The following is a 15,915-nucleotide window of genomic DNA, read 5'->3' as shown; positions in this document are numbered from 1 at the left end:
GCGTCACAGTTCGGGCGGCAGGGGTTGCCCTTATTACCCGTGGGTAGCATCATCGTAGCTACTAGCTGGTAGATGCACGAGGAACCTGCCTCCCGATCCCTTACGGAGCCGTCGCCATGGGGCACTACAAGTCGAATCTCCGCGACATCGAGTTCAACCTCTTCGAGGTCCTCGGGCGCGACAAGGTGTACGGCACCGGTCCGTTCGAGGAGATGGACGTCGAGACCGCCAAGAGCGTCCTGGACGAGCTCTGCCGCCTCGCGGAGAACGAGTTCGCCGAGTCCTTCGCCGACGCGGACCGCAACCCGCCGGTCTTCGACCCGGAGACCAACACCGCTCCCATCCCGGAGTCCTTCAAGAAGTCCTACAAGGCGTTCATGGACTCCGAGTACTGGCGGCTCGGCCTGCCGGAGGAGATCGGCGGCACGACCTCCCCGCGCTCCCTGATCTGGGCGTACGCGGAGCTGATCCTCGGCTCGAACCCGGCCGTGTGGATGTACTCCTCCGGCCCGGCCTTCGCCGGTGTCCTCTTCGAGGAGGGCAACGAGGCGCAGAAGAAGATCGCCGAGATCGCCGTCGAGCGCCAGTGGGGCTCCACCATGGTGCTGACCGAGCCCGACGCGGGCTCCGACGTGGGCGCCGGCCGCACCAAGGCCGTCCAGCAGGAGGACGGCTCGTGGCACATCGAGGGCGTGAAGCGCTTCATCACGTCCGGTGAGCACGACATGTCGGAGAACATCCTCCACTACGTCCTCGCCCGCCCCGAGGGTGCCGGTCCGGGCACCAAGGGCCTGTCCCTCTTCCTGGTCCCGAAGTACCACTTCGACTGGGAGACCGGCGAGCTGGGCGAGCGCAACGGCGTCTACGCCACGAACGTCGAGCACAAGATGGGCCTCAAGGCGTCCAACACGTGCGAGATGACCTTCGGCGACAAGCACCCCGCCAAGGGCTGGCTCATCGGCGACAAGCACGACGGCATCCGCCAGATGTTCCGCATCATCGAGTTCGCCCGCATGATGGTCGGCACGAAGGCCATCGCCACCCTGTCGACGGGCTACCTCAACGCGCTGGAGTACGCCAAGGAGCGCGTCCAGGGCCCCGACCTGGCGAACTTCATGGACAAGACCGCGCCGAAGGTCACCATCACGCACCACCCCGACGTGCGCCGTTCGCTCATGACGCAGAAGGCGTACGCCGAGGGCATGCGCGCGCTGGTCATGTACACCGCCGCGATCCAGGACGAGATCCAGATCAAGGAGGCGGCCGGCGAGGACGCCAAGGCGCTGCACGGCCTGAACGACCTGCTCCTGCCGATCGTGAAGGGCTACGGCTCCGAGAAGTCCTACGAGCAGCTCGCCCAGTCGCTCCAGACCTTCGGCGGCTCCGGCTACCTGCAGGAGTACCCGGTCGAGCAGTACATCCGGGACGCCAAGATCGACACCCTCTACGAGGGCACGACCGCCATCCAGGGCCAGGACTACTTCTTCCGGAAGATCGTCCGCGACCAGGGCGCCGCGCTGAACACCCTCTCCGAGGAGATCAAGAAGTTCCTCGCGGTCGGCACCGGCGGCGACGAGCTGGCCCCGGCGCGCGAGGCGCTCGCCAAGGCGGCCGTCGACCTGGAGGGGATCGTCGGCAAGATGCTCACCGACCTCACCGCCACCGGCGAGGACGTCAAGAACATCTACAAGGTCGGCCTGAACACCACGCGCCTGCTCATGGCGTCCGGTGACGTCGTCGTCGGCTACCTGATGCTGCGCGGTGCCGCCGTCGCCGCCGAGAAGCTGGCCGCGGGCGCCTCCTCCAAGGACGTCCCCTTCTACCAGGGCAAGATCGCGGCGGCGAAGTTCTTCGCGGCCAACGTCCTGCCGGGCGTCGCCACCGAGCGCCTCATCGCCGAGGGCGTCGACAACTCCCTGATGGAGCTGGACGAGGCCGCCTTCTGACGGCCGCGCCCCAGGGCGCGACGCCGACGGCCTGACGGCCCGCTTCCCCGGATGGTCCGGTCCGGGGACGCGGGCCGTCCGCGTATCCGGGCACCCGGCGCCGGGTGTCCTCGGAGCGGGCCGGATCCGGGTAGACGGGCCGCGCTGTCAGGGCCCCGGCGAGGCCCCGGCGACCGGCCCGCCGCTCAGCTCCGCGGGCCGCCCCCGTGACCCGTCCCGCTCAGCCCCGCGTGCCCCGCCCCGGGCAGACGTCGAAGTGGCTCACCCGGCAGGTGTCCACCGGCGCCGCGCCGTGCAGATGCACCGCCGTGCCGTCACCCGCTATGTACCAGCGGCGGCCTCGCGGCACCCCCGCCACCGGACGCACCCCCGGCTCGATGGCCACCCACCGGTCCCCCGTCGTGCGGTGCCAGCGCGCCCGGCCCCCGCAGTACCGGCACGTCATGGGCGCGCCCGTGCGCGGCGACGGCACCCGGGCCGGGCCCCGGCCGGACGCGCGCAGCGCCGCCGCCGTCACCGGCAGCACGTCCCCCAGCCGCACCGGATCACGGTCCGCCGAACCCGTGCCCGCCTTCGTGCACGCGGCGCACAGCGGCATCATCAACGGCAGGCTCCACTGCGCCCCGGGTCCCTCGCAGGCCGCGCAGACGGGCGCCGCCGCGCCCCGGCCGGGCCCGGCGCCGCGCGGTCCGGCCCAAGTCGTCGTCTCCACCAGTGCACCTCCGGTCACGCGTCGGTCAACGGTGTGTCCCTGCCTCCGATACTCGCAGCCACCACTGACAACGCCGCCCGCCGAACCCCTGCGCCCCGCTCGCGGGCCGCCCGTATGGTGTGGGCATGAGCAGCTCTCCCACCCGCTTCGACCGCGGCCACACCGACGACCTCATGACGTTCCTGACGGCCTCCCCGTCCCCGTACCACGCCGTGGCGGCCGCCGCCGGGCGGCTGGAGAAGGCCGGCTTCCGCCAGGTCGAGGAGACCGCCGCGTGGGACGGCACGACGGGCGGCAAGTACGTGATCCGGGGCGGCGCGATCATCGCGTGGTACGTGCCGGAGGGCGCCGCCGCCCACACCCCGTACCGGATCGTGGGCGCCCACACCGACTCGCCGAACCTCCGGGTGAAGCCGCGGCCCGACAGCGGCGCGCACGGCTGGCGGCAGATCGCCGTCGAGATCTACGGCGGGCCCCTGCTGAACTCGTGGCTCGACCGGGACCTGGGCATCGCCGGCCGGCTCACCCTCCGCGACGGCACCCACCGGCTCGTCGACGTGAACCGGCCGCTGCTGCGCGTCCCGCAGCTGGCCATCCACCTCGACCGGGGCGCCAACGACGGCCTGAAGCTGGACCGGCAGCGGCACATGCAGCCCGTCTGGGGCCTGGGCGACGACATCCGCGACGGCGACCTGATCCGCTTCCTCGCCGACGAGGCGGACCTCGACGCGGACGACGTCACGGGCTGGGACCTCATGGTCCACTCCGTGGAACCCCCCGCCTACCTGGGCCGCGACCGCGAACTGCTCGCCGCGCCGCGCCTGGACAACCTGCTGTCCGTGCACGCCGCGACCGCCGCGCTCGCCGCCGTCGCCACCGACCGCACCCCGCCCTCGTACATCCCCGTCATGGCGGCCTTCGACCACGAGGAGAACGGCTCCGAGTCGGACACCGGCGCCCAGGGACCGCTGCTCGGGACGGTGCTGGAACGGTCCGTCTACGCGCGCGGCGGCACCTACGAGGACCGCGCCCGCGCCTTCGCCGGGACCGTCTGCCTCTCCTCCGACGTGGGCCACGCCGTCCACCCGAACTACGCGGAGCGGCACGACCCGACGCACCACCCGCGCCCCAACGGCGGCCCCATCCTGAAGGTGAACGTCAACCAGCGGTACGCCACGGACGGTTCCGGCCGCGCGGTGTTCGCCGCCGCGTGCGACGAGGCCGGGGTGCCGTGGCAGTCGTTCGTCTCCAACAACGACATGCCGTGCGGCACGACGATCGGCCCCATCACCGCCGCCCGGCACGGCATCCGCACGGTCGACATCGGCGTGGCGTGCCTGTCGATGCACAGCGCCCGCGAGCTGTGCGGCGCGGACGACCCGTACCTCCTCGCCAACGCCCTGGTCGCCTTCCTGAAGTGACCCCTCCTCAGGTGATTCCCGGTCCGGAGGCGTCGCGGGCCCCGCAGCGGGTACCCGAAGGGCCTCCGGGACGAGTTCACACACGAGGAGGCACACCATGGGCCTGGGCGGATGCCTGCTGCTCATCGCGGGAGGCGCGATCCTCACGTTCGCGACCGACTGGGAAGTCAGCGGCTTCAATCTGGACGTCGCCGGACTGATCATGATGGCGGTGGGGCTGATCGGCGTCGCCGCGTACACGAGCCTGGCACGCCGGCGCAGGGCGGTCGTCCCGCCCGTCGCGCCGGTCGTGGAGCCTGACCCGCTGCGCGACGACGGCCGCCACCTCTGACGCGCCGCGCACCGGCGGGAACGGCGGGCACGGCATGACAGGGGTACGGCGTGGCACGGCGGACGCGGACGCCCCCGGTACGGCATGCCGTACCGGGGGCGTCCGCGCGCGTGAGACCGGGTCCTACGCCTCGTCGAGACCCGCGAGGATCAGCGGGAGCCGGGTGGCGCCGCCGTCCTCGATCCGCACCGGGACGCCCCAGTCCTGCTGGTGGACGTGGCAGGCCGGGTACTCGTTCTCCGGGTCGTCGTCGCAGGACGCGGCCATCGCGGAGACGTGCAGGACGCCCTCCGTCACCGACGGGTCGAGCTTCAGCTCGCGGAACAGGTCCGTGCCCTGGCCCGCGCCGTCGGCCAGCAGCTCCGGCGGCGTGGACGACACCAGCAGGCGGGTCGAAGGACCGTAGCGTTCGTCCAGCTTCTGACCGGTCGGCGCGCGGAACACCACGTCCAGGCGGAGCGTGCCCGGCGCGATGGGCGTCGCCTCCCGCTGCGTGCGGTGCGCCACCGCCTCGACCCGCACGGCCTCCTCCGGCAGCCGCAGCCGCGTCAGCCGGTGCCGGGCCGACTCGACGACCACCAGGTCGTCGCCGACGAGGACCGCGTCGCTCGGCTCGCGCAGGTCGGTCGCCAGGGTGGTGACCTCGCCGGTCGCGGGGTCGTAGCGGCGCAGGGCGTGGTTGTACGTGTCGCACACCGCGACTGAGCCGTCCGGGAGGGCCGTCACGCCCAGCGGGTGCTGGAACAGGGCCTGCTCGGCGGCGCCGTCGCGGTGCCCGAAGTCGAACAGGCCGGTGCCGACGGCCGTGTGGACGAGGCCCTGCGGGTCCACCCAGCGAACGGCGCTCGTCTCCGAGTCGGCGATCCACAGGCGGTCCTCGGTGGCCGCGAGCCCCGACGGCTGCGCGAACCACGCCTCGGCGGCCGGTCCGTCGACCAGGCCCTCGTTGGTGGTGCCCGCGGCGACCTGGACCGTGCCGGCCTCCGGGTCGTACGCCCACAGCTGGTGCACGCCGGCCATGGCGATCCACACGCGGTCCTGCCACCACGCCACGTCCCACGGCGACGACAGCGCGACCTCGCGGGCGGGCCCCGAGGTGGGGGAGCCCTGCATCCACTGGGCGCCCGTGCCGGCGAGCGTCACGACCTCGCCGGTCGCCGGGTCCAGGGCGCGCAGCGCGTGGTTGACGGTGTCCGCGACGACGATCCGGCCGTCGGGGAGGACGCACATGCCCTGCGGCTCGTTGAACCTCGCGGACGCGGCCGGCCCGTCGGCCAGTCCGCGCTGCCCGTCGCCGTACCGGCGCACCACGGTCTCCCCGTCGGCGGCCAGCTCGACCAGCTGGTGGCGGGTGGTGTCGGACACCAGGAGGTTGCCGGACTCCAGGGCGATCGCCTTGCCGGGGAAGCGCAGGTGGGTGGCGACCGGCTCCGGCGGTACGTACGGGCCGTCGCCGCGCCGCAGGGTGCCCTTCGCCTCGTGCTCGGCCTCCAGCTCCTCGACCAGGGTCTCGATGGCCTTCGCGTGGCCCTCGCCGGCGTGCTGGGCGACGACGTACCCCTCCGGGTCGATCACGACGAGCGTCGGCCAGGCCCGCACGGCGTACTGCTTCCAGGTGGCGAGCTTCGGGTCGTCCAGGACCGGGTGCTCCACGCCGTACCGCTCGACGGCGTCCACGACGGCCTGGTGGTCGGCCTCGTGCACGAACTTCGGCGAGTGGACGCCGATGATCACGACGGTGTCGCGGTGCTTCTCCTCCAGCTCGCGCAGCTCGTCGAGGACGTGCAGGCAGTTGATGCAGCAGAAGGTCCAGAAGTCCAGGATGACGATACGTCCCCGCAGGTCGGCGAGGGTGTACGAGGCTCCGCCCGTGTTGAGCCAGCCTCCTTCGCCTACCAGCTCGGGGGCACGGACGCGGGCGCGGCGGGGCGCGGGAGCGGCATCGTTCATCCTTCAAGCTTGCCACCCCGCCCCCACTTGCCGCCCCACCCCCCGCACCTCACTCTCCGCCCCCGCGTGGCCCGGCCCCGTGCGGCCGTGGTCGCGGCACGCAGCGGGGGAGGGTGCCGGTCCAGGGCCTAGCGGGGGGCCTTCAGGCCCAGGACCCGGTCCTTGAGGGCGGGGAAGACCTCGCGGGTCTCGGGGACGCGCCCGGGATCGAGGTCCACCGTCAGAACCTCCTCCGCACGCCCCGCCTCGGCGAGCACCTCGCCCCACGGGTCCACGACCACACTGTGCCCCGCCTGCTCCACCCCCGCGTGCGCCCCCGCCGTCCCGCACGCCAGCACGTACGCCTGGTTCTCCACCGCCCGCGCCCGCGCCAGCAGCGACCAGTGCCCGCGCCGCCGCTCCGGCCAGCCCGCCGGGATCACGAACGCCGCCGCGCCCGCGTCCACCAGCCCCCGGAACAGCTCGGGGAACCGCAGGTCGTAGCAGGTCGCCAGGCCGAAGGGCAGCTCCGGGTGCGGGGCCACGACCAGATCGGAGCCGGCCGACATCAGCACCGCCTCGCCCTGGTCGAAGCCGAACCGGTGGATCTTCCGGTACGAGGACGCCAGCTCCCCGTCCGGGGAGAAGACCAGCGACGTGTTGTACAGGGCGTCCCCGTCGCGCTCCACGAACGACCCGGCGTGCAGCCACACCCCCGCGTCCGCGGCCGCCGCGGCCATCGCCTCGTACGTCGGTCCGCGCAGCGGCTCCGCGTCCGTCGCGAACGCCTCGTACGCGAACGCGCCGACCGGCCACAGCTCCGGCAGCACCACCAGGTCGGACGCCGACTCGTCGCGTACGAGCGCGGCGGCGCGCCGCCGCCGGGCGTCCACCGATTCGTCCGGGTTGACCGCAATCTGGATCAGAGAGGCGCGCACACTACCACCGTCCTGGCGTTGAAGCCGTCGATACGGGCCTACGATCGTCACACGAAAGCACTGCCGAGGGCCTTGGGGGGAGCGTACTGTTCTCCCCTGGGGGGATCTTTCCCCCGAGGACCGCGTCCAGGGGGGACCCCCGGGGCTCCCCGGCAGCCGCCACTGCACCCAGCCCGCGTACCAACCGCACGAGGGGTCCCGTGACCGTCCATCCCAGCCTCCAGACCTACGCCGACGCCTGGACCCACTCCATCGAGGCCATATCCGAGCTGGTGCAGCCGCTCGTCGAGGGTGAGTGGAACCGCGCAACCCCGTGCCCCGGCTGGTCGGTCCGGGACATCGTCTCCCATGTCATCGGCATGGAGTGCGAGATGCTGGGCGACCCGCGGCCGATTCACTCCCTCCCCCGCGACCTCTACCACGTGCGCAGTGATTTCGCGCGCTACATGGAGATGCAGGTCGATGTGCGGCGGCACCACACGGCACCGGAGATGACGGCCGAGCTGGAGTACGTCATGATCCGCCGCGCCCGCATGCTGCGCAACGAGAACCGCTCCCCCGACACCCTCGTGCGCGCCCCGCTCGGCGCCGAGCAGAGCCTCGAAGTGGCCTACCGGATGCGCGCCTTCGACGTGTGGGTGCACGAGCAGGACCTGCGCACCGCGCTCGACCAGCCGGGCAACCTCGACTCGCCCGGCGCGTACGTGACGCGGGACGTCCTGCTGGCCGTCCTGCCGAAGATCGTCGCGAAGGACGCGGGCGCCCCACCGAACACGGCTGTGGTGTTCGACGTGAGCGGCCCCGTGGAGTTCCTGCGGACCGTCCGGGTCGACGCGGACGGGCGCGGCACCGTCGACGGCGCCCCGTCGCTGGGCCCGGCCGCGACGCTGGCGATGGACTGGGAGACGTACGTGCGCCTCGCCTGCGGCCGGGTGCGGCCCGCCGCCGTCGCCGACCGGGTGAAGGTCGAGGGCGACGAGGAGCTGGCCGGCGCGATCCTCGCCCACTTCGCCGTCACGCCGTAACCCGCGGGCCGAGTACGCCGGTACACCGTGAGCCGGTACGCCCCGCCGGTGCCCACCGCGGGCCGGTACCCCCCGCCGGTGCCCACCGCGGGCCGGTACGCCCCGTCGGCGCACCCCGGCCGGTACGCCCACGTCGGGCCGTCTCACACCGGGACGTGGACGGTCTCCACGCGGCTGGCCACCAGCCGCTCGCGCTCCAGGCGGGCCGTGCGGGCGCGCAGGCGCAGGATCTGGGCGACGCCCAGGACCTGGAGGACGAACACCGACGAGAACGCCACCCGGTAGCTGCCCCCGGTCGCGTCCAGCAGGACACCGATGGCGAACAGGGTCGTCATCGACGCGGTGAACCCGCCGATGTTGACGATCCCGGACGCCGTGCCCTGCCGCTCCGGCGGGTTGGCCGGCCGCGCGAAGTCGAAGCCGATCATCGAGGCGGGCCCGCACGCGCCGAGCACCGCGCACAGGGTGACCAGCAGCCACATCGGGGCGTGCGCCCCGGGATACGTCACGGTGGCGGCCCACACCAGGGCGGTCGCGCCTATGGTGCCCAGCGCCAGCGGTGCCCGCGCCGCGTGATGGCGGGCGATCAGCTGCCCGTACACGAGGCCCACGACCATGTTGGAGAGCACCACCACGGTCAGCAGCTCGCCGGCCCGCCCCCGCGACAGGCCCTGCGCCTCCACCAGGAACGGCATGCCCCACAGCAGCAGGAACACCATGGCGGGGAACTGCGTCGTGAAGTGGACCCACATGCCGAGGCGGGTGCCGGGCTCCCGCCAGGCGCGGACGATCTGGTGGCGTACGTACGCCACGCCCGCGTGCGGTACCGGCTCCGGTTCGAAGCCCTCGGGGTGGTCCTTCAGGAACGCGACGACCAGGACGAAGACCACGAGACCGGCCAGGGAGCTGCCGGCGAACGTCGCGGTCCAGCCCAGCGAGTCCAGGGTCCGCGCGAGCACGATCGTGGACAGGAGGTTGCCGACGACCCCGAACAGGCCCGCGATCTGCACGACCATCGGTCCGCGCCGCGCCGGGAACCAGCGGCTGCCCAGCCGCAGCACGGAGATGAACGTCATGGCGTCGCCGCAGCCGAGCAGCGCGCGGGCGGCGAGCGCCATCCCGTACGACGGGGACAGCGCGAAGCCCAGCTGCCCGACGGTGAACAGCACGATCCCGAGCGTCAGGACCTTGCGCGTGCCGAGCCGGTCCACGAGCAGGCCGACGGGTATCTGCATGCCCGCGTAGACGAGGAGCTGGAGGATCGAGAAGGCGGACAGCGCGGAGGCGTTGACGTGGAAGCGGTCGGCCGCGTCGAGCCCGGCCACGCCGAGCGACGTACGGAAGACGACGGCGACGAGGTACACGCAGACGCCGACGCCCCACACGAGAGCCGCCCGGCGGCCACCGGGCGGATCGAGGGGGAGGGCGGGCCGGGCGGAGGAGGGCGAGCTCATCGGTCCTCCCCCCGGACCAGCACCTTCACGCGGCTGACGTGGGCGCGGACGCAGCGGGCCGCGCGCTCCGCGTCACCGGCGCGCAGCGCGTCCAGGATCTCGGAGTGCTCGGCGATGTTCTTCGCGATGCGGTCGGGGTGGGCCTCCATCACGGCGACGCCCATCCGCAGTTGACGGTCCCTCAGCTGGTCGTACAGCTTGGACAGGATCTGGTTTCCGGCGTGCCGGACGATCTCGGCGTGGAAGCAGCGGTCGGACACGGCGACCGCGCGCAGGTCGTTCGCGCGGGCGTGCTCGCGCTGCTCGGCGAGCAGCTCCTCCAGCCGCTCCAGCAGCGGCGCAGGCAGCGGTACGGCCTTGCGGACCGCGAACTCCTCTACCAGCAGCCGGGTTTCCACCACGTCCGCGATCTCCTGAGCGGAGACGGCGAGGACGAGCGCGCCCTTCTTGGGGTACAGCTTGAGCAGCCCCTCCATCTCCAGCTTCAGCAGCGCCTCGCGCACCGGGGTCCGGGAGACCCCGACGGCTTCCGCCAACTCGCCTTCCGTCAGGAGTGTTCCGCCCTCGATGCGGCGGTCGAGGACCGCCTCCTTGACGTGGGCGTAGACCCGCTCGGCGGCGGGCGGGGCGGGTGTCGGGGCGGGGGCGGGCTCAGGGGACGGAGGCGCGGCGGATGGCATGCGCACAGGATAGATACAACAGAGGTGCATTTAGGGGCCCGTCCAGGATGTGGACGGGCCGCGCGGGCGCCGGCACGGCGAAGGGCCCGAACACCGTTGGGTGTCCGGGCCCTTGGGCACCTGGAGCCGCGCGAGACGCGGCTCACACGGGCCGGTGGATCACACCGGGGCGGTCACACCGGCCGCCACACGACGGCCGGGCGGTCACACCGGCCCCGTGCCTCACGCCCAGGTGATCAGGCGCTTGGGCTGCTCCAGTACCGCCGCGATGTCGGCCAGCACCTTCGAGCCCAGCTCGCCGTCGACCAGCCGGTGGTCGAAGGAGAGCGCCAGCGTCGTGACGTGGCGCGGCTTGACCTTGCCCTTGTGGACCCACGGCTGGAGCTTGATCGCGCCGACCGCCAGGATCGCGGACTCGCCGGGGTTCAGGATCGGCGTGCCGGTGTCGACGCCGAAGACGCCGACGTTGGTGATCGTGACCGTGCCGCCCTGCATGGCCGCCGGGGTCGTCTTGCCCTCGCGGGCGGTGGCGACCAGCTCGCCGAGCGCCGCCGCCAGCTCCGGGAGGGTCTTGGCGTGGGCGTCTTTGATGTTCGGCACGATCAGGCCGCGCGGGGTGGCGGCCGCGATGCCCAGGTTGACGTAGTGCTTGAGCACGATCTCCTGGGCCGCCTCGTCCCAGGAGGCGTTGATCTCCGGGTTGCGGCGGATCGCGACGAGCAGGGCCTTGGCGACGAGCAGCAGCGGGTTGACCCGCAGCCCGGCCATGTCCTTGTCCGCCTTCAGCTCCTCGACGAGCCGCATGGTGCGGGTCACGTCGACGGTGATGAACTCGGTGACGTGCGGCGCGGTGAACGCCGAGCCGACCATGGCCTGCGCCGTGGCCTTCCGCACGCCCTTGATCGGGACGCGGGTCTCGCGGGCGCCCGACGCGAACGGCTCGGCGGCCGGGGCGGCGGACGGCGCGGGACGGGCGGCCGGTGCGGCCTGCGGCGCGGCGGCGGGGGCCGCCGGGGCCTGGGGCTGCGCCGGTACGGCCGCGGGGGCCTCGGCGGGCGCGGCCGCCTTGTGGACGTCCTCGCGGGTGATGATCCCGTCCGGGCCGGTCGGGACGACCGTCGCCAGGTCCACGCCGAGGTCCTTGGCCAGCTTCCGCACGGGCGGCTTGGCCAGCGGGCGCCCCTGCGGCGCGGGCGCCACGGGGGCGGGGGCGTGGCCGTTCAGCTCGCCCTGGACGGCCGCGCGGGCGACCGGGGCCGGGTCGGTGGCGGTGGCGTCCCTGCGCGGGCGGCGCTTGGTGGAGGACGCGGCGACGCCGTAGCCGACCAGGACCGGCTGGCGGCCCTGCGGCTCCTCCTCCGCCTCCGGCTCGGCGGCCGGGGCGGCGGCAGCGGCGGGGGCCTCGGCGGCGGGCGGCTCGTCGCCGCCCGTGTTCACCGAGATGATGACCTCGCCGACGTCGACCGTGGTGCCCTCGGGGAAGCGCAGCTCGTGCACCACTCCGTCGAACGGGCAGGGCAGCTCCACGGCCGCCTTCGCCGTCTCGACCTCGCAGACGACCTGGCCGTCCGTGACGGTGTCGCCGGGCTGGACGTACCACTTGAGGATCTCGGCCTCGGTGAGACCCTCACCGACGTCCGGCATCTTGAACTCGCGGATCACGGGTGTTCCTCCTAGTACGCAAGCGCGCGGTCGACGGAGTCGAGCACCCGGTCCAGACCCGGCAGGTACTCCTCCTCCAGCCTGGCCGGCGGGTACGGCGCGTGGTATCCGCCCACCCGCAGCACCGGGGCCTCCAGGTGGTAGAAGCACCGCTCGGTGATCCGGGCGGCGATCTCCGCGCCCGAGCCGAAGAACACCGGCGCCTCGTGCACGACGACCAGGCGGCGGGTCTTCTCCACCGACGTCTGGACCGTGTCGAAGTCGATCGGGGAGATCGACCGCAGGTCCACGACCTCGATCGAGCGGCCCTCCTCGGCGGCGGCCGCGGCCGCCTCCAGGCAGGTCTTCACCATCGGGCCGTAGGCGACGAGGGTCAGGTCCGTGCCCTCACGGGCGACCCGGGCCTTGTGTAGCTCGCCGGGGAACGCCTCGGTGTCGACCTCGCCCTTGTCCCAGTAGCGGCGCTTCGGCTCGAAGAAGATCACCGGGTCGTCGCTCTGGATGGCCTGCTGGAGCATCCAGTAGCCGTCGGACGGGGTCGCCGGGGTGACGACCTTGAGGCCCGCGACGTGCGCGAAGAGCGCCTCGGGCGACTCGGAGTGGTGCTCGACGGCACCGATGCCGCCGCCGTACGGGATGCGGATGACCACCGGCACCTTCACCGCGCCGAGCGAGCGGGCCCGCATCTTCGCCAGCTGCGTGACGATCTGGTCGTACGCCGGGAAGACGAAGCCGTCGAACTGGATCTCCACCACGGGGCGGTAGCCGCGCAGCGCGAGGCCGATCGCGGTGCCCACGATGCCGGACTCGGCGAGCGGGGTGTCGACGACCCGGTCCTCGCCGAAGTCCTTCTGCAGACCGTCGGTGATCCGGAAGACGCCGCCGAGCTTGCCGACGTCCAGGCCCATGACGACGACCTTGGGGTCGGTCTCCAGGGCCTTGCGAAGCGACTCGTTGAGCGCCTTCGCGAGGGGAAGCTTCTGGACTGCCATGGTTACTCGCCCTCTCCGTTCGCGAAGGACGCCTGGTAGGCGGCGAACTGCGCGCGCTCCTCGTCGACGAGCGCGTGCCCGTCCGCGTACACGTTGTCGAACATCGCCATGTGCTCCGGCACGGGCATGGCGCGGACGACCTCGCGGACGTGCCTGCCGAGGGCCTCGCTCTCCGCCTCCAGCTCCTCGAACCAGGCCGCGTCGGCGTGGCCCTGCGCCTCCAGGTGGCGGCGCAGGCGCAGGATCGGGTCCTTCGCCTCCCAGGCGGCCCGCTCGTCGTCGTGCCGGTAGCGGGTCGGGTCGTCGGAGGTGGTGTGGGCGGCCATGCGGTAGGTGAACGCCTCGATGAGCGTCGGGCCCTCGCCGCTGCGGGCGCGCTCCAGCGCCCAGCGGGTCACGGCCAGGCAGGCGAGGACGTCGTTGCCGTCGACGCGGACACCGGGGAAGCCGAAGCCCTGCGCGCGCTGGTAGAGCGGGACGCGGGTCTGCTTCTCGGTGGGCTCGGAGATGGCCCACTGGTTGTTCTGGCAGAAGAACACGACCGGGGCGTTGTAGACCGAGGAGAAGACGAACGACTCGTTGACGTCGCCCTGGCTGGAGGCGCCGTCGCCGAAGTACGCGAGCACGGCGGAGTCCGCGCCGTCCCTGGTCACGCCCATGGCGTAGCCGGTGGCGTGCAGGGTCTGCGAGCCGAGGACGATCGTGTACAGGTGGAAATTGTTGCTGTTGGGATCCCACCCGCCGTTGTTCACGCCGCGGAACATCCCGAGCAGGTTGGTCGGGTCGACCCCGCGGCACCAGGCGACGCCGTGCTCGCGGTAGGTCGGGAAGACGTAGTCGTCGTCGCGCAGGGCGCGGCCCGAGCCGATCTGCGCCGCCTCCTGGCCGAGCAGCGAGGCCCACAGGCCCAGCTCGCCCTGGCGCTGGAGCGCGGTCGCCTCGCCGTCGAAGCGGCGGGTCATGACCATGTCGCGGTACAGGCCGCGCAGGTCCTCGGGGGTCAGGTCGACGTCGTACTCGGGGTGCTGGACGCGCTCGCCCTCGGGCGTCAGCAGCTGTACGAGCTGCGGCTCGGAGTCGGAACTCCGCGGCTTCTTGGCGCGCGCGGCGCGCTTGGTGGCACCGGCGGCTTTGGTGCCACTGCTGGTGCCGCCGCTGCGTCGCGGCTGGCGCGCGGCAGTGCTGTCCACGGTCACGTGCGTGCTCCTCCGTCTGTCCGGGCTCCCGGGGTCCGCCGGGTCGCCTGGGGTTCCCCGCGCTCCGCTGGAGCTGGGGGAAGCGGCTCGCCTGGTCCGTACGCGATGCACGGGGTGGGTGCCCTCGGCCGGAGACAGGCGTGACAGGTGCCCCGGCGAGTGCCCTGTGACAGGCACGTTACCCAGTGCGCAGCATTCCTGCGAAACCCCTCTGACCTGCGATTTTGCTTGGATTTCCAAGTAAATCGAGAACCACGGGGACAACGCCTGGTCACACCGCTGGCGCGGCTCGGATAACACACGGATAACAGCCTCGCAGGCCGCCGGAACACGGGCACGTTATCCCGCGCACCCCGCCGTCGGGAAGAGTTCACAGGACAAGGATGTGACGCGGGTCATCTCATAGTGATCTAACATCTGACAAGTGCCGCGCTCATCTGTAACGGCTGCGCCCGCCGCTCCGCCCGCCCGTTCCGACGGGCTCCACGTCCCCCGGCCCCGCCCCGGCCACACCACCGCATCGCGGGCCCCAGGCGCCCCCTTACCCCCCGACGGCCCGCCCGCACCCGCCTGCGACGGCCCGCCCGCGCCGCCCGTCGCCGCGCTGCTGCGCCGCTATCCCGCGTACGGCGAACCGCTCTCGTGCGTCCCGGTCACCCAGGGCCTGCTGAACCGCGGCTACCGGCTCACCACCACGCACGGCACGTTCTTCCTCAAGCAGCACCTCGACGCCTCCACCTCGCACCACGCCACCATCGCCCGCCAGCACCGCGCGACCGAGCGGCTGCACGCGCTGGGCGTCCCGGTGGCGCCCGCCCTCCCGGACGCCGAGGGCCTCACGGTCGCGGAGCTGGACGGCCACTGCTACGCGCTGCACCCGTGGGTGGAGGGCCGCCACCGGGACGGCGCCCAGCTCACCGCGACCGGCTCCCGGCGGCTGGGCGCCCTCCTCGGGTTCGTCCACACCTGCCTGGAGCGGGTGCTCGGCGCGGCCGGCGCGCACCCGGCGGCCCGCTCGTACGGGAGCGCCGACCCCGAGGACACGTTCCGGCTGATCGACGAGCTGCTGGCGCTGGCCAGGTCGCGGCGCCGCCGCGTCGCCTTCGACGAGCTGGCCGAGCACCGGCTGCTGGAGCGCCGCCGCCTGCTGGCCGCGCACGCGCACCGGCGCCCGGCGGCCGCGTCGCCCTCGGCGGGCGGCTGGGTGCACGGGGACTTCCACCCCCTGAACGTGCTCTACCGGGGCGCCGAGCCCGCCGCGATCGTGGACTGGGACCGGCTGGGCGTCCAGCCGCGCGCCGAGGAGGCCGTACGGGCCGCGATGATCTTCTACGTACAGCCTTCGGGCCGCCTGGACCTGGCGAAGGTGCGGGCCTACGCGCGCGCGTACCGGCGCGCCGCCGGGGTGGACGCGGCGGAGCTGGGCGCCGCCGTGCACCGCGTGTGGTGGGAGCGGCTCAACGACTTCTGGATACTGCGGTGGCGCTACCAGCTGCACGACAGCAGGGCCGACCCGCAGTTCCCCGCGGTGTCGGCCCTGGCGGTGTGGTGGACCCGCGAGTACGACGCCGTGTGCGACGCGTTCACGGGGTGAGCCCCCGGCCGGGCGGGGGCCCGGCCTCTCGTGCA

Annotated in this window: 13 protein-coding genes; 5 read left to right on the top strand and 8 right to left on the bottom strand. The window is 72.9% G+C overall.

Annotation, left to right across the window (positions count from 1 at the left end; translation table 11 throughout):
- The first annotated feature begins 116 nt into the window (after positions 1-116).
- Entirely contained in the window at positions 117-1,946 is a 1,830-nt protein-coding gene (locus ACSUPT_RS15000; protein ID WP_436944611.1) for an acyl-CoA dehydrogenase, read from the top strand.
- Positions 1,947-2,166: 220 nt separating this feature from the next.
- Here the strand turns inward: ACSUPT_RS15000 and ACSUPT_RS14995 are convergent, their stop codons facing one another.
- Entirely contained in the window at positions 2,167-2,658 is a 492-nt protein-coding gene (locus ACSUPT_RS14995; RefSeq protein ID WP_361654367.1) for a DUF6083 domain-containing protein, read from the bottom strand.
- A gap of 125 nt (positions 2,659-2,783) precedes the next feature.
- On the opposite strand from ACSUPT_RS14995, the gene ACSUPT_RS14990 reads away from it, so the two are divergent.
- Positions 2,784-4,079: a M18 family aminopeptidase gene (locus ACSUPT_RS14990; protein ID WP_361654364.1), complete on the top strand. Its 1,296-nt coding sequence runs from the start codon at positions 2,784-2,786 to the stop codon at positions 4,077-4,079.
- A 97-nt stretch (positions 4,080-4,176) separates the two neighbouring features.
- Positions 4,177-4,410, top strand: a complete 234-nt coding sequence (locus tag ACSUPT_RS14985) for a hypothetical protein (protein WP_351966529.1) — start codon at positions 4,177-4,179, stop codon at positions 4,408-4,410.
- Positions 4,411-4,533: 123 nt separating this feature from the next.
- Here ACSUPT_RS14985 and ACSUPT_RS14980 read toward each other — a convergent pair whose 3' ends face one another.
- Both ACSUPT_RS14980 and ACSUPT_RS14975 read right to left on the bottom strand, forming a co-directional pair.
- On the bottom strand, positions 4,534-6,360 hold the full coding sequence (locus ACSUPT_RS14980) for an NHL domain-containing thioredoxin family protein (protein WP_436944609.1): 1,827 nt from the start codon (positions 6,358-6,360) through the stop codon (positions 4,534-4,536).
- 128 nt (positions 6,361-6,488) lie between these two features.
- Entirely contained in the window at positions 6,489-7,277 is a 789-nt protein-coding gene (locus ACSUPT_RS14975; RefSeq protein WP_351966527.1) for a carbon-nitrogen family hydrolase, read from the bottom strand.
- A 200-nt stretch (positions 7,278-7,477) separates the two neighbouring features.
- Between ACSUPT_RS14975 and ACSUPT_RS14970 the strand changes: the two genes are divergently transcribed.
- A complete protein-coding gene (locus tag ACSUPT_RS14970; protein ID WP_351966526.1) occupies positions 7,478-8,302 on the top strand; it encodes a maleylpyruvate isomerase family mycothiol-dependent enzyme in 825 nt (274 codons plus the stop codon).
- Between the two features lie 143 nt (positions 8,303-8,445).
- On the opposite strand, the gene ACSUPT_RS14965 is transcribed toward ACSUPT_RS14970, so the two are convergent.
- The 5 genes from ACSUPT_RS14965 to pdhA form a co-directional block, all read right to left on the bottom strand.
- Positions 8,446-9,756, bottom strand: coding sequence for an MFS transporter (locus ACSUPT_RS14965; RefSeq protein ID WP_351966525.1), 1,311 nt, complete (start codon positions 9,754-9,756; stop codon positions 8,446-8,448).
- Positions 9,753-10,436 carry a GntR family transcriptional regulator gene (locus tag ACSUPT_RS14960; protein ID WP_351966524.1) on the bottom strand — a complete coding sequence of 228 codons (684 nt, stop codon included), beginning with the start codon at positions 10,434-10,436 and terminating at the stop codon, positions 9,753-9,755. Before ACSUPT_RS14960 ends, ACSUPT_RS14965 begins: the two co-directional genes overlap by 4 nt.
- A 222-nt stretch (positions 10,437-10,658) precedes the next feature.
- Positions 10,659-12,080: a dihydrolipoamide acetyltransferase family protein gene (locus ACSUPT_RS14955; protein WP_436946216.1), complete on the bottom strand. Its 1,422-nt coding sequence runs from the start codon at positions 12,078-12,080 to the stop codon at positions 10,659-10,661.
- A gap of 29 nt (positions 12,081-12,109) precedes the next feature.
- A complete protein-coding gene (locus ACSUPT_RS14950) occupies positions 12,110-13,090 on the bottom strand; it encodes an alpha-ketoacid dehydrogenase subunit beta (protein ID WP_436944607.1) in 981 nt (326 codons plus the stop codon).
- Positions 13,091-13,092: 2 nt separating this feature from the next.
- Complete coding sequence (gene pdhA, locus ACSUPT_RS14945) at positions 13,093-14,286, bottom strand: pyruvate dehydrogenase (acetyl-transferring) E1 component subunit alpha (RefSeq protein WP_351966522.1); 1,194 nt, start codon at positions 14,284-14,286, stop codon at positions 13,093-13,095.
- A 604-nt stretch (positions 14,287-14,890) separates the two neighbouring features.
- Here pdhA and ACSUPT_RS14940 point away from each other — a divergent pair.
- Positions 14,891-15,880, top strand: a complete 990-nt coding sequence (locus tag ACSUPT_RS14940) for a phosphotransferase (RefSeq protein WP_351966553.1) — start codon at positions 14,891-14,893, stop codon at positions 15,878-15,880.
- Positions 15,881-15,915 lie beyond the last annotated feature (35 nt).

Source organism: Streptomyces sp. SudanB25_2051 (assembly GCF_964272635.1).
Lineage (GTDB): Bacteria > Actinomycetota > Actinomycetes > Streptomycetales > Streptomycetaceae > Streptomyces.
Note: the sequence above shows the minus strand (reverse complement) of the source record. Positions and strands in the feature narration are given on the sequence as shown.